16 protein-coding genes are annotated in these 20330 nt (G+C 70.4%); 7 read left to right on the top strand and 9 right to left on the bottom strand.

Annotated elements, in window-relative coordinates:
- A partial coding sequence (locus AB0J90_RS30910) for a S8 family serine peptidase (protein ID WP_363601905.1) occupies positions 1–1322 on the bottom strand: 1322 nt, incomplete at its 3' end.
- 156 nt (positions 1323–1478) lie between these two features.
- Here AB0J90_RS30910 and AB0J90_RS30905 point away from each other — a divergent pair.
- Together AB0J90_RS30905 and AB0J90_RS30900 are read left to right on the top strand one after the other, a co-directional pair.
- Positions 1479–1640, top strand: coding sequence for a hypothetical protein (locus AB0J90_RS30905; protein ID WP_363601903.1), 162 nt, complete (start codon positions 1479–1481; stop codon positions 1638–1640).
- An 81-nt stretch (positions 1641–1721) separates the two neighbouring features.
- The gene (locus AB0J90_RS30900) at positions 1722–4715 is read left to right on the top strand and encodes a BTAD domain-containing putative transcriptional regulator (RefSeq protein ID WP_363601901.1); all 2994 of its coding nucleotides are present in this window, start codon (positions 1722–1724) and stop codon (positions 4713–4715) included.
- Positions 4716–5044: 329 nt separating this feature from the next.
- On the opposite strand, the gene AB0J90_RS30895 is transcribed toward AB0J90_RS30900, so the two are convergent.
- Positions 5045–5833 carry a maleylpyruvate isomerase N-terminal domain-containing protein gene (locus tag AB0J90_RS30895; protein WP_363601899.1) on the bottom strand — a complete coding sequence of 263 codons (789 nt, stop codon included), beginning with the start codon at positions 5831–5833 and terminating at the stop codon, positions 5045–5047.
- 207 nt (positions 5834–6040) lie between these two features.
- On the opposite strand from AB0J90_RS30895, the gene AB0J90_RS30890 reads away from it, so the two are divergent.
- Positions 6041–6781 (top strand): phosphotransferase, encoded by a 741-nt coding sequence (locus AB0J90_RS30890; RefSeq protein ID WP_363601897.1) that lies wholly within the window; start codon positions 6041–6043, stop codon positions 6779–6781.
- A gap of 103 nt (positions 6782–6884) precedes the next feature.
- On the opposite strand, the gene AB0J90_RS30885 is transcribed toward AB0J90_RS30890, so the two are convergent.
- From AB0J90_RS30885 to AB0J90_RS30855, 7 genes are all read right to left on the bottom strand, one after another.
- Complete coding sequence (locus tag AB0J90_RS30885) at positions 6885–8138, bottom strand: MFS transporter (RefSeq protein ID WP_363601895.1); 1254 nt, start codon at positions 8136–8138, stop codon at positions 6885–6887.
- A gap of 490 nt (positions 8139–8628) precedes the next feature.
- Positions 8629–9777 (bottom strand): VWA domain-containing protein, encoded by a 1149-nt coding sequence (locus AB0J90_RS30880; protein WP_363601893.1) that lies wholly within the window; start codon positions 9775–9777, stop codon positions 8629–8631.
- Positions 9777–10760, bottom strand: coding sequence for a VWA domain-containing protein (locus AB0J90_RS30875; protein WP_363601891.1), 984 nt, complete (start codon positions 10758–10760; stop codon positions 9777–9779). The genes AB0J90_RS30880 and AB0J90_RS30875 overlap by 1 nt, the downstream gene beginning before the upstream one ends.
- Complete coding sequence (locus AB0J90_RS30870; RefSeq protein ID WP_363601889.1) at positions 10757–11647, bottom strand: DUF58 domain-containing protein; 891 nt, start codon at positions 11645–11647, stop codon at positions 10757–10759. Before AB0J90_RS30870 ends, AB0J90_RS30875 begins: the two co-directional genes overlap by 4 nt.
- Positions 11648–11650: 3 nt before the next feature.
- The gene (locus AB0J90_RS30865; RefSeq protein ID WP_363601887.1) at positions 11651–12643 is read right to left on the bottom strand and encodes a MoxR family ATPase; all 993 of its coding nucleotides are present in this window, start codon (positions 12641–12643) and stop codon (positions 11651–11653) included.
- Positions 12644–12657: 14 nt separating this feature from the next.
- A complete protein-coding gene (locus AB0J90_RS30860) occupies positions 12658–13740 on the bottom strand; it encodes a trypsin-like peptidase domain-containing protein (protein WP_363601885.1) in 1083 nt (360 codons plus the stop codon).
- A gap of 368 nt (positions 13741–14108) precedes the next feature.
- On the bottom strand, positions 14109–14870 hold the full coding sequence (locus AB0J90_RS30855) for a sulfite exporter TauE/SafE family protein (protein WP_363601883.1): 762 nt from the start codon (positions 14868–14870) through the stop codon (positions 14109–14111).
- Positions 14871–14953: 83 nt separating this feature from the next.
- On the opposite strand from AB0J90_RS30855, the gene AB0J90_RS30850 reads away from it, so the two are divergent.
- The 4 genes from AB0J90_RS30850 (at position 14954) to AB0J90_RS30835 (ending at position 20146) form a co-directional block, all read left to right on the top strand.
- Positions 14954–15862: a LysR family transcriptional regulator gene (locus tag AB0J90_RS30850; RefSeq protein ID WP_363601881.1), complete on the top strand. Its 909-nt coding sequence runs from the start codon at positions 14954–14956 to the stop codon at positions 15860–15862.
- A 146-nt stretch (positions 15863–16008) separates the two neighbouring features.
- Entirely contained in the window at positions 16009–16506 is a 498-nt protein-coding gene (locus AB0J90_RS30845) for a SigE family RNA polymerase sigma factor (protein ID WP_363601879.1), read from the top strand.
- Positions 16499–17344 carry a hypothetical protein gene (locus AB0J90_RS30840; protein WP_363601877.1) on the top strand — a complete coding sequence of 282 codons (846 nt, stop codon included), beginning with the start codon at positions 16499–16501 and terminating at the stop codon, positions 17342–17344. Before AB0J90_RS30845 ends, AB0J90_RS30840 begins: the two co-directional genes overlap by 8 nt.
- 201 nt (positions 17345–17545) lie before the next feature.
- On the top strand, positions 17546–20146 hold the full coding sequence (locus tag AB0J90_RS30835; protein ID WP_363601875.1) for a carboxypeptidase-like regulatory domain-containing protein: 2601 nt from the start codon (positions 17546–17548) through the stop codon (positions 20144–20146).
- Positions 20147–20330: the final 184 nt, after the last annotated feature.

The following is a 20330-nucleotide window of genomic DNA, read 5'->3' as shown; positions in this document are numbered from 1 at the left end:
AGGGTCACGTAGTGCTCGCCGACCGGGGCGCCGAGTTCGGTGCCGGCGCCCTTGGCCGCGACGATCTCGACGCCGGGGGCGGTGATGTCCGGCTTGACGGCGTCGTCGCCGACCCGGGGGCCGCGGCTGGAGAAGTCGGCGAGTTTGTCGTCGCGGTCCACCGCGCCGACGGTCAGGGCGGCGTCGGCGCTGCCCGGCGAGCCGACCGAGGCGTCCGAGTAGTTGTTCCCCGCGGCGACCACGAAGAGCGTGCCGGTCTGCGCGGTGAGGACGTTCACCGCCTCCTCGAGCGGATCGATCCCCGGCTGGTCGGTGCCGCTGAGGCTGACGTTCACCACGTCGGCCCGCTTCTCCACAGCCGCCCATTGCAAACCGGCCAGGATCGCCGACTCGCTGCAGCCGGAGTCCTCGCAGACCTTGCCGGAGACCAGGGTGGCGTCGGGCGCGACGCCCCGGTACTTGCCCCCGGAGGCGGCGCCGCTGCCGGCGATGATCGAGGCGACGTGCGTACCGTGCCCGATCAGGTCCTCGGCATCGGCCGCCTCGCTGAAGTTCCGCGCCTCGGCAACCCGTCCGACCAGGTCGGGATGGTTCACGTCGACCCCGGTGTCGAGCACCGCGACGGTGACCCCGTTGCCGGTGTAACCCGCCTGGTACGCGGCGGGCGCGCCGATCTGCGGCACGCTGTGGTCCAGGGTCAGTTGCCGCTTGCCGTCCAGCCAGATCTTCTCGATCCCACCGGCAGTGGCGGTACGGACACCGTCCCGGCCGGTCGTGACGCTGGCCCAGAAGGCGCCGGCGTGGTCCTTGGCGGCGGTGACCGCGGCTCCGCCGATCGCCGGCAGTTCCCGGGTGACCCGCGCACCCGCGCCCCGCAGCGTGCCGGTGGTCGAGGCGACCGCGCCGGGACGGTGGGTCACGATCAGCGGCAGGTTGTCGCGTGCGGAATCGTGGTAGCGGGCCTGCACCAGCCCGGTGACGTTGAACAGTCGCCGGTCGAGTTGCCCGGACCGGATCAGCGGGGCGGCGTCCCGTGGGATCACGTACAGCCCGTCCGACTCACGGCTGGTGGCGAACTGGATCTTCTCGCGCCCCTTGCCCGGCTGCACCGAAGCGGTCCGCTCGTCGGCCGAGGCGAGCGTGATCCGGTCACCGGTCCGCAGAGTGACCGTGATCGGCCCGGTCTGTGCGGGTCGGGCCGGCTCTGCGGTCGGCGGCTGGCCCGCCGCCGGAACGGGTGCGGCCGCACCGGCCGAGCCGGTGCCCAGCACCAACCCGACCCCCAGTACGACTGCGGTCAGTCTCCTTGTCAGCAGCAACACAAACCTCCCCGTGTCGACATCCGGTGGATGTCAGGTCCTGGTTGGACATCGGCCAGCATTGCATACCGAGTATGCGTCGGATGCCCGTCAAGCTGCCCAAATCGGACCACTCATCGGCTTATCTGGCGGTCACCGTGGGTGATCTACGTTTTCGGCGTGGAGACGTCGGCTGCGGTGGCGTACGCCGGTCAGCGTCGGAAGGGCGAACTCGCCGCTGGCGTCTCCGGTCTGCTCGCGAGGACGCGTAGGAGACGACGCAGGTTCTGGTACGGCCAGCTCGACCTCGACGACACAGACCAATTCCCGCAACGGTTCTAGACCAAATCAGTAGACTCGGTGCTCCGGCCGGAGAAGGTCGCAAACGGACAGTGTGTATAGGTCATCCGGGAGGCGGCAGACGTGGCCGAGCCAGCGCACCCCGTTTGGCGTGACGACGATGACCTGCGGGCCGAAGCCGGTTCGCTGCGCGTACAGATCCTTGGTCCGTTGCGCCTCTGGCGCGGCGGCGTCGAGCTGGACGCCGGCCCCAGACAACAGGCGCAGGTGTTGGCGCTGCTGGTGGCTCGCGTGGGCGAGCCGGTCAGCACGGGCGAACTGATCGACCTGATCTGGGCAGACGACGCCCCCGCAAGCGCGCTGAACGTGATCCAGAAGTACATCGGGACGCTGCGGCGGTTGCTTGAACCCACGGTGCCCGTACGGTCACCCGGTAGGTACCTGCACCGCCGCGGTAACGCGTACGTGTTCACCGCCGGTCCCGACGTGCTGGACCTCGTGTCGTTCCGGAAGCTCCTCGATGCCGCCCACGCCGCTCTCGCCCGGCAGGCTCGCGACCTGGCGCTCGACTGTTATGTCGAGGCGCTCGGTCTTTGGAAGGGCCACGCAGGAGCCGGGTTTGTCGACGGCTCGGCGACTCCGGTACTGGCCGCCCTCGACGACGAGTTCCACACCGTATGCACGGCGGCTGCCGAACTGGCCGTGTCGTTACGCCAACCGGAGCGGGTGATCCTGCCGCTTCAGTTGGCCGCGTCGATGGCACTGTTCCACGAGCCCGTACAGGCCAGCCTCATCACCGCCCTGGGCGCCGCTGGACGGCTGGCGGAGGCATTGTCGGTGTTCCACGCGGTCCGTGACCGCCTCGCCGAGGAGCTCGGCATCGACCCTAGTGCGCCGCTACAGGCCGCGCACCTACGAGTACTGACCCAAACCCCGACGGCGCCGACCATTGCCAGCACGGAGCGTGGGGCCGACCCCACGCTGGCGCGGCAGACAGAACTGGTCGGGCTAGGCGACGAAACGCGCGAGGAACCCGACGTCCTGCTGCACGCCCCCGGCCCCGACATCGTCGAGCCCGTGGCGCCGAGCGTCGTGGCAGCCCGGGTCCGACCCGGCGGGGTACCACGTCAGCTGCCGACCGACGTGAGCCGGTTCGTCGGTCGGGCCCTTCCGCTCAAGCAGCTGGATGGGCTGCTCGCCGACGTGACGGGCGCCTCGGCGGCGGTGGCAACCATTGTGGGAACAGCGGGCGTGGGCAAGACCTCCCTGGCTGTGCACTGGGCTCATTCGGTGGCGGCGAGATTCCCGGACGGCCAGCTCTACGCCAATCTCCGGGGCTTCGATCCCACCGGAGCGGTGGCGCGGCCCGACGAGGTCCTGCGTGGGTTCCTGACAGCCCTGGGCGTACCCGCGCAGAGTCTGTCCGCGACAGTGGAAAGCCTCGTCGTCCAGTATCGCAGTGAGCTGGCCGGCCGGCGGGTGCTGGTCGTCCTCGACAACGCCCGGGACGCCAGCCAGGTCCGGCCGTTGTTGCCAAGCGCCTCGGGCAGCTTCGTCCTGGTGACCAGCCGGGACCAGCTCACCGGCTTGGTCGCCCTGGACGGCGCAGAGCCGATCGCCATCGACGTGCTCGACCCGGACGAGGCTTACGACCTTCTGACGCGCCGGCTCGGACCAGCACGGCTCTCGGCGGAGCCAGAGGCTGTCACGGAGATCATCACCCGCTGCGCGCGTCTCCCGCTCGCGCTCGCGGTCACCGCGGCTCGGGCGGCGGTACGGCCCGAACTCCCACTGGCCGGGCTGGTCGAGGAGATGCGCGAGGCACAGACACCGCTCGACGCCCTCGGTGGGACCGACGCGGCCAGCGATGTGCGGTCCGTGTTCGACTGCTCGTACGCCGCGTTGCGCGAACCCACGGCGACTCTGTTCCGGCGGCTCGGCCTGCACCTGGGACCGGATCTGACCGTGCCAGCCGCCGCCAGTGTCTGCGGGCTAACGGTCGCCCAGGTCCGGCCACTGCTGGCCGAGCTTGCCGGGGCGAACCTCATCGGCGAGCATCGGCCGGGCCGGTTCGCGTTCCACGACCTGCTCCGTGCCTACGCCGCCGACCTAGCCGGGCGCCTCGACACCGCCGACGACCGTCGCCGCGCCACCCGGCGCCTCATCGACCACCACGTGCACAGCGCCGATACGGCGAACCGGCAGTTCGGCAAGGCCAAACACTCGCCGGTCGAGCCGCCGCCGGCCGGGCCGGGCGTGTCCGTCGTCGCGCCGGCCGACGAGCAACTAGCGCTGGCCTGGTTCGATGCGGAGGTGGCCAACCTCATCGCCGTCGCGAGACAGGTCGAGGCCGCCGAACTCGACCGTCACACCATCGCGTACGCGGCGATCCTGGAGAACTACCTGCGGCGGCGGGGCCTCATACGGCTATGGGTGGGCCTGCAGGAGACGGCTGTTCGAGCCGCTGGGCGTCTCGGCGAGCCGGATGCCCTGCGCGCTGCCTTCTCGTGCCTCGGCGGCGCCCTGACGCAGATGGGTGACCATGACGGGGCGATCCAGCTCTATCAGCGCGCCATCGACCTGGGCCCCGACCCCGACCCCGTCCGCCAGGGAGGGATCCACCTCGGTCTTGCCGCCGTGTTGAACAACCTCGACCGCGGTGCCGCGGCGATGGCCGAGATCGAGCGCGCGCTGGCGCTGTTCCGGGCTGGGAACGATCGTGACCGTGAGGCGGCGGCACTCAACGACATCGGCTGGAACCACTACCTCACCGGCGATTACGACCAGGCGCTGGCCGCCTGCACGCAGGCGTTGGCACTGTTCGAGGCGGTCGGCAACCGGTCCGGTCAGGCGTACACCTGGGACAGCCTGGGCCAGGCCCACCACAAGCTCGGGCACGAAGATGAGGCCAGCGCCTGCCATCAACGCTCGTTGGCCATGCTGCGTGAACTTGGCCATCGCTACGCGGAGGCGATAATCCTCCTCCACATCGGCGACTGTCACGAGGCGGGCGGCCGGGGGACCGAGGCGCGGCTCGCCTGGCAGGAGGCGCTGGCCGTCCTCGACGCGCTCGACCATCCCGACGCCGAGGACGCCCGAGCGAGGCTGACCAGGTAGCAGCCCGACCCCGCTGGTTTCGCGCCGCGGGGCCTGGTCCGGGGCCGCGCGCTCTCGTAGCGGCGTGCTCGGCGACGGATCGTCGGGGTGCATCCGGGATGGCGCCGCGGGCCACGGTCGTGGTCATGGTGTGCTTTCCGGTGGACGACGTCGCCCGTACGGTGGAGGCGCTGCCGACGCGGCCGACCGCTCGGCCCTGACCTCCGTCGGGTCACATCGGCCAGTGTCGCAGTCCTCATGGCACCCTCCTTACCAGGCACAACGCCCAGTAGGTCAGGCCGGAAACATCCTTGCGTCCACAGAGCCGCACGGGATGAAAGGGATCGTTGTTACACCGACGGGTCCCAGGCGATGAGCTGGTCGAAGATGTGGCGGTCGCCTTCCAACTTCAGGGAATCCAGCGGTATGCGGTTGTAGAAGACCAGGACCAGGTCGCTGGCCGTGCCCTCGGCGGAGGCGTCGGGGGTGTCCGGGTCCTCGTCGGCAGCGGGCCTGGGGAGGCGGGCGGCCCGTGCGCCGTCGTGGGAAAGCCAAAGGCGCCAGGACCGGCCCTCGGTGGCGTGGTAATCGACGACGGCGGGTTCGTGCGGCCAGGCGACCGTTGTCGAGCAGAGGGTGAACTGGCAGTCGTCAAAACCGTCGAGGGCGACCTCGTCCGGTAGCGGCTGCGGGACACCCACGGTGAGCTGGGCGTCGTAGGTGTGCACCGCGATCTCGTGAAGTTGGCGCCGCGCCCAGGCGCCAGAGGTTTGCGGCGACTGCGAGTCGCCCCACCAGGTCCAACAATCGCGATCCGGGCCGGCCTCGCGCAGCGTGCTCGCTAGTTGCTCGATGGACTCGGTCCACCAGGCGAGTAGGGCGTCGCGTTCCCGAGGCGCACCCGTGCTACCCTCCCACGCAGACTTCTCTGGGGGACCGTCTGCGGGCCCTGCAGCGACGACGGCGGTTGCTTTGCGGCGGCCCATGCCCACGTGTTGCACGAGATCGAACAGCGTCCGCTCGGGATGGGTCGGCACCTGCATGTCGAGGCTGGGCGCTGCGGCGACCGCGACGCGGAAGGCGTTCGACCGTTCGTCGATGAGCCGCAGCTGCTCAGAGAACGTCAAAGTCTTTTGCACTCCGGCTTTCTACCAGTGCGCCCCGACAACCGGACAGCGATTTTTCGCAGCCGACACGACGGGCCCGCGGCACTGGCACCCACCATCCATTCAGCAGGTCGTGCTACCAGCTTTTGAGCCTTGAACCGACTTTCCCGTACGCCGGTGGTGGGCGCCCGGGTGACAAAGCGCGCGCCGCCGCGCGGACTTTCCGCGATACTGGCCCGCGTGGACGAGGTTCAGGTGGTGGTTGCTCACTCCGAGCGGGTGACGCTGCGCGTCGGCGACGTCTTCCTCAAGGTGGACGCCGACCCGGCACGCCTGGACGCCGAGGCCGAGTCGATGGCCCTGGCGCCGATCCCGACGGCCCCGATCCTGTGGCGCAAACCGTCGGTGATAGCGCTCGGCGCCCTCCCCGGCAAGGCCCTCGGCTGCCTCGGCGAGCCGTCGCCCGCCCCGCCTGCCGCCTGGGCCGCCGCGGGTGCCGCCGTCCGCACCCTGCACGATGCGCCGCTACCCGCGCGCTCCGGCCGCAGCGCCGACCCGCTGGTCCGGGCGGAGCTGGAATCCGAGTGTGAACTGCTCGTCGCGAACGGCGTACTCCCCGCCGGGCTGGTCGCGCGAAACCGTGAGGTCGCCGAGGCCGCTTTCCGACCTTTCACCCCGGTGTTCTCCCACGGTGACCTCCAGATCACCCACGTCTTCACCGACGGCGATCGGGTTACCGGGGTGCTCGACTGGTCCGAGGCCGGCCATGGCGACCCGATGTTCGACCTCGCCACGCTGACGCTGGGCCACGAGGACCGCCTCGCCGACGTCCTCGCCGGCTACGGCCCTGCCGCCGACCCTGCCGCCATCCGCGCCTGGTGGTCCCTCCGCAGCCTCCTCAACGTCCGCTGGCTCGCCGAACACGGCTTCGACCCGTTCGCCCCGGGCTGCGAGGTCGACGTCCTCAAATCTCGCATGTGAAAGTGCCCAGCCGGGTGTGGGCTGCTCGACCAGGTCCACCAGATAGTTTGCAGAACACCCGATACGGCTGGTCGACGCCGCGGTGGTCGCCGCACCGGCGTTGTCAGGACTGGTGCGGCACCAGCCCGGCTGGGGACGACGGAGCGACGTCGCTTTCTGCGCGGCGCCAAAGCACAACGGGCAGCACGGCGAAGAGAATGCTCGCAAGCCCGAGAAGGCTGATGGCCGCCGCGACGCCGGTCAGGTCGGCGATCAGCCCGGCGAGGGCGGCGCCGAGTCCGTGTGCGGTGAGGTTCGTGGACGCCGCGATGCCCAGCCCCCGGGCCCGCTGGTCGGCGGCAAGCAGCTCCGCGAACGTGGACACCGAGATGACGATGAGCACCGCCCACGCCGCGCCGCTGAGACCGAAGACCAGCATGATCAGGTACGGGTTTTCCAGCGCCGCGACGGCTAACAGCGGCAGACCGGGCGCGATGCACGCGACCGGGAACGCCTTCGGGTAGTGGGCCGCGGCGACGTACGTGGCGAAGAGCCACAGGACCACCACGGCGAACAGCCCGGCCGAGGCCATGAACAGTCCGACCCACCGCGGGCTGAGGCCCACCTCGGCGGCGAGCGCCACAGCGAGCGCCTCCGGGGCGATGAGGAACAGGGCCGAGAAGGTCATCAGGAAGATCGCGCGCAGGGCCGGCGATCGCCAGATGAGGCGGAACGTCGATGTGACGGCCGTCGGCTGACCGGCCGCTGCGGCAGCCGGGCGGCGTCGGACGAACAGCAGGACAACGAGCGCCGACACGGCGAAGGTGATGCCATCGACGATCAGACAGGTGGTGGGGGCGAAGGCGGTGGCAAGGAAACCACCGGAGGCGAATCCGGCCAGCGTCGCGCCCTGGTTCAACGACTGCCGCAGCGCCATCCCGGCGCCGTACTGCTCCTGCGGCAGGATGTCGCGCAGCAGCGCTAGGCGAGCCGCCTGGTAGGGGCCGCTCAGCAACGCCGACGTTGCCACCAGGCCGCACAGCAACGGCAGCGGGGTTCCGGGAACCGCCATGGAAAGGACGACCACTGCCCGGATTCCGTCGATCACCACCAGGACCTCACGACGGGGCCTACGGTCGGCCACCGACGAGAGCAGGATGCCGCCCGCGACGGTCGGCAGGTACGTCAGCGCGTAGGTCAGGCCGCTGAGCCCGGCGGATCCGGTACGTCCGAAGACCAGCAGGGCCAGCGCCACCCGGGCGAGTTGATCGCCGAGCACCGACAGCAGCTCGGTAACGGCGATGGCGCGGAACTCTCGATTGCGCAGCAGCGTCCGCATGGCGTGGCGTTCCTCCCGGTCCCGGTCTCGGTTCGACACGATGTCGCCCAGACACTGCCACCGCCCACTGAAGAGCCTCTTCCTTCGCGGAGGGCGCCGAGTTCAGTAGCTGTCAACTCGCCGATGGTTGGCTCTGGCTCAGCGCCGATGACCGCGAGGAGGTGGCCGCCATGAAGAAGTTCACGCCGTACTGGTGATCCCAGGTGCTGGCAGGCTGCCCGAGTGACAGGCCTAGGACGGGCAGCCGTGATGACGGCCGGCGGAAGTCTCTTCGGGGGACTCCGCCGGCCGGGTCCTGCGGGGGCAAACGCCGTCGACTCCTCGGTCTTTCGAGGCGCGGCGGCGTTTGGAACCTACTCCGTCGCGGGCCCGTGCATCGCCCGCACGTTGACCGTTTCGGGCACCGCAGACGGTTCGAGGCCGCCGTCGCGATCAGCACGCTCTGCTCGACTATCCGGGTGCTGTTTCGTTGAGCACGCGTACCGGTCAAACCTATCGGCGAGCCGTGGATCGGTGTGCCAGGCGACCGTCACCGCGGCGGATGCCACGGGGCCGGCGCGGCCGCAGCCTGCCCACCTGCTGATGGGGACGCCTCGTCCGGTCGTCGGATCCTCGGCGGCTGTCCCCGGTTCCACCACAGGGAGAGACCGGCGCCAGCGAACACCAGCATCGTTCCGGCGAGAACGAACCAGACCGTGGTCTCGGTCTGCTGCCGGTGCAGGCCGATCGCGCTGGGCAGGCCGGAGAGCACCTCGGAGAGCTGGTCGGCGTCCTCGGCCCGGAAGTACCTGCCGCCGGTGGTATCGGCGACCTCGGTCAGCGCCTGCTCGTCCATCTGGAGGGACTGGCGGAAGCCGGACGGGTCGCGGTATCCGCCGCGCCCGGAGAATCCCGGGTCCGGACCGCCGCGGAACGCGTCGCCGGTGACCTGATCGGGTCTGCACACCATGCGTGTCGGGCTGGTCGTGCCGAAGCCGATGGTGAAGACCCGCAGGTGGCGGGCGGCGGCCTGCTGAGCGGCAGTGACCGGGTCGACACCGGTGGTGTTGGAACCGTCGGTGAGCACGACGATGGTGTCCGGTCGGAAGTCGGTCGGGGCGGCGGGGTCGAGGTCCACGCCGGTCTTCGCGACGTCCGGGTTGTCCTCGGCGATCGCGTCGATCGAGGTGAGTATTGCCTGACCGATGGCCGTCCCACGAGACGTACGGAAGCCGTCGATCGCGTCGGTCAGCCGCTGCTTCTCGGTGGTGGGCGCGACGATCAGAGCGGCGATGCCGGAGAACGCGACCAGCCCGATCCGGGTGTCGTCGTCGCTGTCCTCGATGAACGCGCGGGCGGCGTCGCTGGCGGCCGACAGCCGGTTGGGTGCGACGTCGGTGGCACACATCGACCCGGACACGTCGATGGCCAGCAGGATCGAGGAGTCGGCGCGAGGTACGGCAACCTGCGCGTGGGGGCGAGCCAGGCCCGCGGCGAGGACGAGCAGGCCAGCGAGGAAGAGCGCGACGGGAATCCTGCGTCGCCACGCACTGCGGCCCGGAACGGCGGCGCGGATCAACGCGATGCTGGAGACGGTGACCGCGGTGCGCTTACGACGCCGGTTGAGCCACCAACGCGCCGCGAGCAGTAACGGCACGACCAGTAGCGTGAGCAGCGCCCACGGCCAGCTGAGCGACATCAGACAATCCTTCCGTGCCAGCGGGTGTTCAGGAGGCTGCCGATCACCAGTAACAGCAGTGCGGCCGCGGCGAACGGCGCGGTCAGCTCGATCGGTTCCGTCCTGGTGGTCAGCCGCAGGTCGATCGACCTGGTGGTGTCGATCAGCGCCTCCGTGTTGCCGGCCTGCTGGTACGCGCCGCCGGTGGTCTGCGCGACCGCGGTCAGCAACGACTCGTCCAGGGCGGTGCCGAGCTGATAGCCGTCCACCTCCACGGTCGCACCCTCGGCGGTGCCGACGCCGACGGTCTGTACGCGTACGCCGGCTCCCGCCGCGAGTTCCGCGGCCTGCGTCACGTCGGGGCCGCCGGTTTCCTGCCCGTCGGAGAAGATCACGATGGTGGCGGACGGCCAGTAGCCGAGTTCGTTGGCCGGGGCCGCGGTGTCCGGGTCGGCGTCTGCATCGGCGGGCAGGCTGACCGGCTTGCCGGTGATGGCACCCAGTCCGACCAGGATGGCTTGGCCGAGGGAGGTGCCGCCGCTGGCCGTGGCCCGGTCGATCGCTGCCTGCGTGGCGAGTCGGTCGTCGGTGGGAGCCTGGGTGAGCAGCGCCTGTTCGCCGAAGAGGAGTACGCCGATGTCGACCGACTCGGGTTGCCCGTCGACGAACTGCTTCGCGGCCGTCTGCGCGGCGCCGAGCCGGCTGGGGGTGACGTCGGTGGCTTTCATGCTGTTGGACACGTCGAAGGCGAGGATGACGGTGCCGGAGACATGCGGCACGGAGAGCTCGGCCGCCGGTCGGGCCAGGCCGGTGAGCAGGATCGGCAGGGCGGCGAGCAGCAGGACGTACGGGAGGTGGCGTCGTGTACCGCCGCCCGCGAGCCGGCCGAACCCCGCCGCGGCGAGTGCGGCCGTGCGCCGCCGCTGGAGCACGACGTAGCCGGCGACCGCCGCCGCGGTGACCAGAACGGCCGGGATCAGCACGAGGGGATGGCCGAAGCTCACCGGGACCTCCTTCCGGATCGACGGACCAGGTCGAGCAGCGTCGCGGGCAGGTCCTGGTCGGTGGTGATCCGATGGGCGTCGACGCCGGCTTGGCGCATCCGTTCGGCCAGATCGGTCTCGCGCGCCGCGACCTGCTCGGTGAGGCGGCCGCGCAGCAGCGGGTCGCTGGTGTCGACCAGGAGCTGCTCGCCGGTCTCGGCGTCCTCGACCAGTATCAGGCCCAGGTCGGGCAGGTCCAGCTCGGCGAGGTCGGCGATGCGGAGCACCACAACCTCATGCCGGTGCGAGAGCAAGCCCAGGGGGTGTTCCCAGCCCGCGTCGCCGAAAAAGTCGGAGATCACGAAAATCAGGCTGCGCCGCTTGGCGGTGGTGGCCGCGGCCAGGCGCAGCATCGCCGACAGATCGGTGGTGGATCCGTCGCCGCCGACCTGCGGCGACGGCTCCAACAGGTCGCGCGCGATGCGCAGCACCTGGTTCCTCCCGGTACGCGCGGGCACGACCCGGTGCACATGATTGTCGAAGAGGATCGCGCCGATCCGGTTGCCACCCGTGGTGATCAGCCGGGCCAGACTCACCGCGAGTTCGGTGGCGGTGCCGGCCTTTCCGGTGTCGCGCCCGGTGCGCATCGAGGCGGATCGGTCGACGACCAGCCAGGTGGTCATCTCCCGGTCCTCGGTGTACTGCCGGACGAAGGGCTCGTCGAGGCGCGCGGTGACGTTCCAGTCGATGTGCCGGACGTCGTCCTGCGGGGTGTACACCCGCAGGTCGGTGAAGTCGATCCCGGCACCGTGCCAAACCGTACGATAGTTGCCCTGTAGTCGTCCGTCGAGACGACGGCTGAGCCGCCATTCCAGACGCCGCAGCAGGCGTTCGGGAGCCCCGGGCATGGGTCAGCGACCTCGACCGGCCGGCTCGGGTACCGGCGTGTTCGCCAGGATCTTCGCCAGGATGTCGTCCGGGGTGAGGTCGTCCGACAGCGCCTCGTAGGAGAGGACCAGCCGGTGCCGTAGCACGTCCAGGGCGAGGTCGGTCAGGTCTTCCGGGACCGCGTACTCCCGGCCGCGGACGTACGCGAGGGCGCGTGCGGCGAGCACCAGGCTGATCGACGAGCGCGGGCTGGCACCGAACGTGATGTAGCGCGTCAGGTCGCTCAGGCCGACCCGGGCGGGGTCACGGGTGGCGTGGGCCAGACTCACCGCGAACTCGATCAGTGACGGGTCCACGTACACCCGGTCGGCGGCCTGCTGGAGGCCGGACAGCGTTTCCGGGTCGATGATCCGCTGCAGCGCCGCGCCCGGGGCGAGTGCCCGCTGGACGACCACGAACTCCTCGCTCTGCGTCGGGTAGCCGACCAGCACCTTCATCATGAACCGGTCGACCTGCGCCTCGGGCAGTGGGTAGACGCCTTCGTTCTCGATCGGGTTCTGGGTCGCCATGACCAGGAAGGGGTTGGGCACCCTGTGGGTCTCGCGGCCGATGGTGACCTGGCGCTCCTGCATCACCTCCAGGAGGGCGCTCTGTACTTTGGCCGGTGCCCGGTTGATCTCGTCCGCGAGCAGCAGGTTGGTGAAGACGGGCCCGACTTGGACCTGGAACTCGCCGGTCGGCTGGTGATAGATGCGGGTGCCGACGATGTCCGCGGGCACGAGATCGGGAGTGAACTGGACCCGATGGAACTGCCCGCCGATCGCCTCGGCGAGGGATTTCACCGCGAGCGTCTTGGCGAGGCCGGGTACGCCCTCGACCAGGATGTGCCCGCGCGCCAGCAGAGCCACGATCATCCGCTCGAGCAGCAGGTCCTGGCCCACGACGGTCTTCTTGACCTCGTACAGCACCTTCTCGATCGGGCCGGCCGAAGCAGGTAGGGCGTCATTGCCGTTCATCCGAGCATCCTTTTCTACAACGGTGGGCCGGCAGGGCCGTTGCCCTCTCGGCCAGCGGCGATTGCGGTGCCGATCGGAACGGCGAAGCCGATGCCGATGAACGTGCCGGCGTCTGTCGGGTTCGCCAGGGAGACGACGATGCCGATGACCTGACCACGGTTGCTGATCAGCGGCCCGCCGGAACTGCCCGGGTTGACCGCCGCATCGAACTGGATGAGGCCGGGTGTGTCGCCCACCTGCCGGTTCAGGCCGGAGACGACACCGGCGCTGGTGCTCATGGACAGCCCGAGCGGATTGCCAATCGCGACCACCTCGTCACCGACGGTCGTTGCGCCACCGAGTACGGCGGGTACCAACGTCTCGGGAAGCTCCCGTGGCGTGAGCGTGGCAATGTCGGTCGCCTCGTCCGCGTCCGCCACCACCGCGGTCGTCCGGCTGCCGTCGGCGTAGCTGATCTGGATGGTGGTGGCGGAGGCGACGACGTGCGCCGCGGTCAATATGGTCCCGTCCGCGTTGGCGATCACCCCGGTACCGACGGCCGACTCCGTCATCCGCGACCCACTGGACGCGCTCGGCTGGCGGGTGGTTTCGATCCGTACGACCGACGGCAGTAACGTCTGGTAGATGTCAGCGCTGCTCAGCGGCGCGTCCGACCGGGACGGGGAGGCCGAGGGCGCCCCGACGGGTGGCGGTGACTCATTGACACCGCCGCGCCACAGCACCACGATGGTGATCGCCACGGCCCAGAGCACTCCGGTCGCGACGAATGCATGGCGCCGCGTACGTTCCCGTCGTTTGCGTGGCTGATCAGCCGTGCTGCCTCCGCGGACCGGCTCTGCCGCCGCAGAGCCGGTGACCTCGAGGTCGATCATGCTTCCGACCCTACCGAAAGCATCGAGAAAGAAAACCGAGAGCGCCGGCCCGTAAAGGGGCATCCCGGGCGGTCGCACAGACGACATCAAGGCGAGATCGACCACAAGGGGCTGCGAGCGCGACGCGGACCGTAAGGGTTCGCTCGCGATGTGTGCCGGCAGATCAAGGCGGGCCTGGCCTGGCGACACCGCCAGCGGGCCGGTCTGTGAACGGATCTGGTCCACTTTCGGCAGTGACGCTCCGTAGCGACAGCCCAGGTGAGGGTATGCCGCTGGCCCCGGCACTTCGGTGCCTTCCGGCCGTCGCCACGGAAGCCTGTCCTTCAGATTGCTGCGCCTTTGCCCCAACTGCAGCAATCTGGACAGCGAGGCCGCCCAGCCGGATGATCCGCCACTCCTGCGACCACCGCAACTGAGCCAAGCCATTGTTCTGGCCGTCCCGCTCCGGGACCCGACCATCCGCGGCGAGCCGCGCTGACGATGCGATGTCGGGCGCGCGTGCACCTGTCTCCCGGATCAGCGCGTGGCGGACGACGGCTCAAGCGACCTGTTGCCGAGAGCTCCTCGGCGGCAAGACGGTCCCGGTCCGGCGATCAGCCGCGCAGGAAGTAGAGGACGGTCATCGTCGCGGCGGTGGTCAGCACGACACCGCGCAACAGCGGCGCGGGAAGGCGGCGTGCGAGGTGGGCGCCGGCGAAGCCGCCGACCACCGCGCCGACCAGCATGGTGAGGAGGGGAAGCGGGGTGTCTAGGACGTCCGAGGCGAACAGGAAGAGCGCGGTCGCGGTGAGGTAGATCGCGGCGACCTGGGTGATCCGCATCGGGTTGCTGATCGCGGTGTCCAGGCCGAGCCCGATGGTCCAGAGCGCCAGCATGAGTATGCCTACGGCTCCGCCGAAGTAACCGCCGTAGACCGCGAGGAGAAACTGACCGATCAGTACGGCGGGTGGGTGCAGGATTACCGACCGGCGCAGCGCCGTACTCAGGGCTCGGGAGATGCCGCGCCCGAACGCGAGCACCACCGTGCCGAACGCGAGCAGCCATGGCAGCGCGGCGTCGAACGAGGCCCCCGGTAGCGCCAGCAGCAGGCCGGCGCCGAGCCCGCCGCCCAGCACGCTCGTCACGGTGAGCGCCGTCGTGGACGTGGCCTCCAACGGAGTGAGCTCGCGTCGGTAGACCCAGGCGCTGGCCACCGAGCCGGGTACGAGAGCGACGGTCGCCGTCGCGTTCGCGGTTACGGTCGGCAGGCCGACGGCGACCAGGGCAGGCAGTGCCACGAAGGTGCCACCACCGCCGACGGCGTTCAGCGCTCCGGCGGCAAGCCCGGCCAGCAGTACGATCATGATCTCCGGCACGCGTCGAGCATGGTGGGCCGAGCACTGGCCCACAATGCGCGGTAGCCGTAGCCAGCCTATTGCTGGGGCATAGGCTGGACCGGGTGCGGTACGACTTGGACGACCTGCGGCTTTTCCTGCACATCGTGGCGGAGGGCTCCATCACGGCGGGCGCCCGCCGGATGCACCTGAGCCTGCCCTCGGCCAGCGCCCGGGTGCGCTCCCTGGAGCACCAGGCCAAAGTGGCGCTGCTGGTCCGCGGGCGCCGGGGAGTACGCCCCACCCCGGCGGGAGCGACCCTGGCCCGCCATGCCCGCGAGATCCTCACCGGGACGGCTCGGCTGGACAGCGCCGTGGCAAGCTACAGCCGGTCCCCGACTGCTCCGCTGATCCTGCTCGCCGGGGGCTCCGCGATGCACCGACTCGTGCCGCAGGCCCTGATCTCGTTCCTCCGCGAGCACCCCGACGTCGACGTCACCGTTTCCGAGCGCCGTACCCCGCAGATCGTGCGGATGCTCGCCGACGGCGACGCGGACCTGGGAATCGTCCTCGACGACGAAGGGCTCGACCGGGGCCTGGAGACCGAACCCCTCGGCGACGACTCTCTCGTGGTGATCGGCCAGGCCGACGGGATTCTCGCGGGGCGAACGGCGTTGACCTACCGCGAGGTCGCCGAACACCCTCTCGTCGGGCTGGACGCCGAGTCCTCGCTGCGACGCTGGATCGAGAAGCACGTCGACCCCCAGACTCCGGTTCCCCGGTACCGCACCAGCGTCGCCAACCTCAACATCCTGATCGCCCTGGTGGCCGCCGGCGTGGGACTCGCCGTCGTACCGCGTCGGGCTGTCGACCCGGGCCAGCCGCTCGACGTCTGCGACCTCCAGGACCCCTGGGCCCGCCGCCACCACCTGCTGGGCTGGGGCTCCCGAGCCCAACAAGCCTCCCTGGCCGCTGCGGCGCTCGCCGACCACCTGCATCGCGCGGCCCGGCTCGGAGTGACGGCCGCGGAGTGACGGCCACGCACGGCAGACGGAACTGCCGGCTCTGACGGCCCCTAAAGCCAGCGGCCGGTCGGTCAGGGGTTTGGTGTGCGTTGCCCGGCAACCTGTTCCCGGCGCCGTGCGTGTCCCCTTGTATCGACCGAGCGGAGGTAGGTGCGTTGGCGGACGGCGCCGGGTTCGACGAGTTCTACCAGGGGAGCCGGCAGCGGCTGCTCGGGTACGTCTTTCTGCTCACCGGCGACCTGGCAGAGGCGCAGGACGTGGTCCAGGAGGCGTACATGCGGGCCTGGCAGCGCTGGTCGACCATCCGTGGGTACGACGATCCGGAGGCCTGGATGCGGACGGTGGCCCGCCGGATCGCGGTCTCGCAGTGGCGGCGGATCCGCGGCCGGGCGCGGGCGTATCTCCTGCACGGGGCGGCCGACCCCGTACCCGCGCCCAGCCTCAGCACGGTCGCGGTGGTCCAGGCGCTGAGCCGGCTCCCGGCCGAGCAGCGGGTGGCGATCGCGATGCACTACCTGCTCGGCATGCCGGTCGTCGACGTCGCGCGGGAGACCGGCGCGCCGGTCGGCACCGTCAAGGCCCGGCTGCACCGCGGCCGAGCCGCGCTGGCCGAACTGCTGGCCATCGATTCCGGGGAGCCCGCCGATGCCTGAGCTGCATGACCTCATGGACCACGTACGGGACGACCTGACCGTCGTGCGCTGGCCGGCCGGCGACGAGCTGCGCCGCCGAGTCGGTCGCCGACGGCAGCGTGTGATCGCCGCCGCCGCGGCGCTGGTGACCGCGATGACGGTCGGTGCGGCTAGCCTGGGCCGGCCCGACCGGGAGGCTCCGTCGCCGACCGCGACCTCGCCGACGGTGGACGCCCGCCCGGTGGAGATCCGCCGGTCCGCCCTGCTGCGGCCGGAGGACGTCGGTGCCGGGCCGGACACCCAGGCCGACGGGGAGAGCGCGTTCCAACCGATCCGGTTCGACGTCATGCTCGACCTCTGCTTCGGCCAGCGCGCCCCCGAACTGCTCGCCCTCCGTTCGCTCTATTCTCACCGCCAGACCCTTCTGCTGGGAACGGAGAGCGACCGCCCGGCCCGGCCTTTCCTCCTCGGTCAGGCGGCGTACCGCCTCACCGCACCGGAGGCCGCGGCCTTCCTCCGCGACCTGCGCTCGGCGATGGAGTCCTGCGACGGCTTCACCCAGACCGGTGAGATCGAGCGTTCGGACGGCAAGGTCAAGACGACCGGTCGGTACAGCTGGCCGATCGCGGCGAGCGGCTTCGCGGGCGACGAGTCGATCCTGGTACGGCACGACGCCCTCATCCGGAACGCGGCGACCGGCGAGGTGATCGGGGAGTCGAGTGAGCTCTCGGCGTACCTGCGAATCGGTGACCTGGTCACGGTGCTGAGCCCCAGGGCCGGCACCTCCGCCGACGACCTGCGGCAAATCGCCATCACCGCTGCCGAGCGGCTGTGCCCGAGCGCGAATCCCCCATGCTGACTGACGAACCGCTCTCCGCACTGACGGATGGTGGCCGCCGGTGGTGGCCCACGGCCCGGGTGCAGTCGTGGCCTCGGTGTTTTTCCGGGAATGCCCGCACCCGCGATCGTCTTCCGTTCACCCACAGACTCTCCCGGCAGGCCCGATCTCCGCATAGGCTCGCGTCCTCAGTGGATCAACACTCAGCGGGGTTTGACACGCATGCTCAGAAGACTCTTGCCCGCCGGCCTCCTCGCCGTCGGTCTGATCCTCGTCGTCCCGGCCACACCGGCGTCGGCCGCCCAGATCTCCGGCCCACTCGAGCCGCAGACCGGCACGGTCCGCGGCGTCTTCACCGACCGCTCCGGCAACCCGATCGTCCACGCATCGGTCTCCACCAGCAGCCTGACCTACAACCACTGGCAGCGTTCGGCCTACACCGACGCGCAGGGGCGCTACGAGATGGACGACGTGCCGGCCGGCCCGGTCACGGTCCATTTCTCGGACGGCACCATCTCGCAGTACGCCCCCGGCAAGCCGAACGCGGACGGAGCCCAGCGCTACACCGTGGTGCCGGGCCTGGCCACGGTGGTCGACGAGCGTCAGGTCCCGACCGGCACGGTCCAGGGCCGACTCACCGACCAAGCCGGCAACCCGGTCGCGCAGGCGTCGGTCTATCTCGACACCGAGCCGTACTCCTATTTCGCGCCGGGCGCCACGACCGACGCCGACGGCCGCTACTCCATCACGCATGTGCCGGCCGGCGAGGTCACCCTGCAGTTCGTGAAGTTCCCGTTCCGGGTGTGGGCACACCAGGAGCACGGCCAGGCCGCCGCCAAGAGGTTCACCCTGCGCGGCAACCAGACGCTGACCGTGGATGAAAGCCTCCTGCCGACCGGCACCCTGACCGGGCTGATCACCGACGCGGAGGGCAACCCGGCCCGCGCCAGCGTCGTGGCACACGAGGTCGACGGCGACGGCAACTACGACACCAGCACCGGGGCGGACGGCCGGTTCTCGCTCACCCTGCCCGCCGGGCGCTGGCGGGTCGCGCTCAATGCCCGCCAGTGGGTGCCCGGAAAGATCGACGAGGCGGCGGGCAAGATCTTCCGGGTCGCTTCCGGAGAGTCCGTCGAGGTGGACGACTCGCTTCGGCCCACTGGCGCGTTGCGCGTCGAGCTTCGGGACGGCAGCAGCAGGGTCGACCAGTACTCGTTCGCTCTCTGGCACGGCGGCACGAAGGTCGCGTTCGCGAACGGCACCAACGTCGGCTTCCGTACCTTCGAGGACCTCCTGCCGGGCGACTACCTGTTCAGCTACGACGAGTACTTCGCCCCTGGCACGCTCCGGATCGAGGACGCCGTCCCGGTCACGGTCCGGGCCGGACGGACCAGGACGCTGGAGGTGACGCACCCGGCGCGGTCCACGCTCTCGGGCCGGGTGACCCTGCCCACCGGCGAGCCGGCGCCCGCGCTCTCCGTGCAGGCCGACGTGATCGCCGACGGTGTGCACCAGCACCACACCGTCCAGACGGGTACGGACGGCGAGTGGCAGATGACCGGCGTGTTCCCGGAGTCGTACCGGATCACGCTCATCAACTCGACCCGTGAGCTCACCCAGGACGGTGGTGAGGTGACCGTGGCAGCGGGCGGTTCGGCGTCGGTGAACTCGACGTGGCACACCGGTGGCTCGCTCGTCGTCACCGCGGTGGACGCGACCACCGGCGCCCCGGTCGGCAATTACTGCGTCGCGGTGGTCGCGAAGTTCGACGACTTCTGCACCGAGGGCTCGACGGTGACCGTAGCGGGACTGGCCGCGGGCCCGACCTCGGTCACGCTCAACATGCCGGACGGCAGTGACTACCTCGGAAAGAAGGACGTGCCGGTCACCATCCCGGCCGACGGGCGGGCCACGCTGACCATCCCGGTCGAGATCGGCGGCCGGTTCAACGCGCGAGTGGTCGACCGTGCCACGGGGACGACGGCGGGTGAGCGTGTGTGCTTCTACGCCGTGCTTCCAGGCACGGGTGGCACCAGCGAGCGCGCATCCGCCTGCACCAACAAGCAGGGCATGGGCACCAGCGGCACCTTGCCGCCGGGCACCTACCAACTGTTCGTCGAGCCGCCGGACGGCAGCGCGTACGGGGCGCAGTGGTTCACGCCGCAGGGCGGTACCGGAGACCAGAGGCAGGCCGCCAAGATCAAGATCAAGCCGGGCAAGACCACTCGGCTCGGCACGATCCAGTTGGACCCTGCCGGGTCGGTCACCGGTGTGGTGCGCGACCCGGCCGGCCAGCCGGTGGAGCACGTCGAGGTCGGTGCCACGGCCTTCGAGATCCCCCGGTCGGAACTCTTTCCCGAGGGCACGGACGAAGGGGGCAGATACACGGTCAGGAACCTCGGGCCGTACGCGTGGCCCCTGCTCTTCACACCGATCGCCGATCTGCCGCGACAATGGTCCGGCGCGACCGGCAGCCGGTTCCAGGCCGAGACGGTGCCGGTCACCAGCGGCGCGACCAACACCTATGACATCACGCTGTCGGCGGGTGCCAAGGTCACCGGTACGGTCACTATCACACCCGGCGACACCGCCTGGAGCGGCGGCCGGCTGAAGGCACGCGACGTGACCAGCGGCGACCTGCTCGCCGTCGGTGACGTTTCCGGACAGGGCGGCGCCTACGAATTCCGGGTGGTCGGCGGTGGCCCGGTGAACCTGGAGTGGTACCTGGCCGATCCGGTGACCAAGTCGACCGGCTGGTACGACGGCAACCCGGTACGGGTACCCGCGAACGGCCGCAAGCAGCTCGACCTGACCATCGGCTGAGTCGCGGGGCGGGCCGGCGACGGAGCTCGCCGGCCCGCCCCCGCCCTGGACCATCACCCGCCGGCCATCGTGCATACCGAGGCAACCCGTGGACCTCGCGCGGTCAGCGCTGCCGCGGCCCGGCGTGTTCCACCGAGGCCGAACCCCTGATTGACTGCTCAGTGGTGTCGAGAAGGGCCAGCGA

This window comes from Micromonospora sp. NPDC049523, from assembly GCF_040676775.1.
In the GTDB taxonomy this organism is placed as follows: Bacteria; Actinomycetota; Actinomycetes; order Mycobacteriales; family Micromonosporaceae; genus Micromonospora_G.
This window is presented reverse-complemented; position numbering and strand designations above follow the sequence as displayed.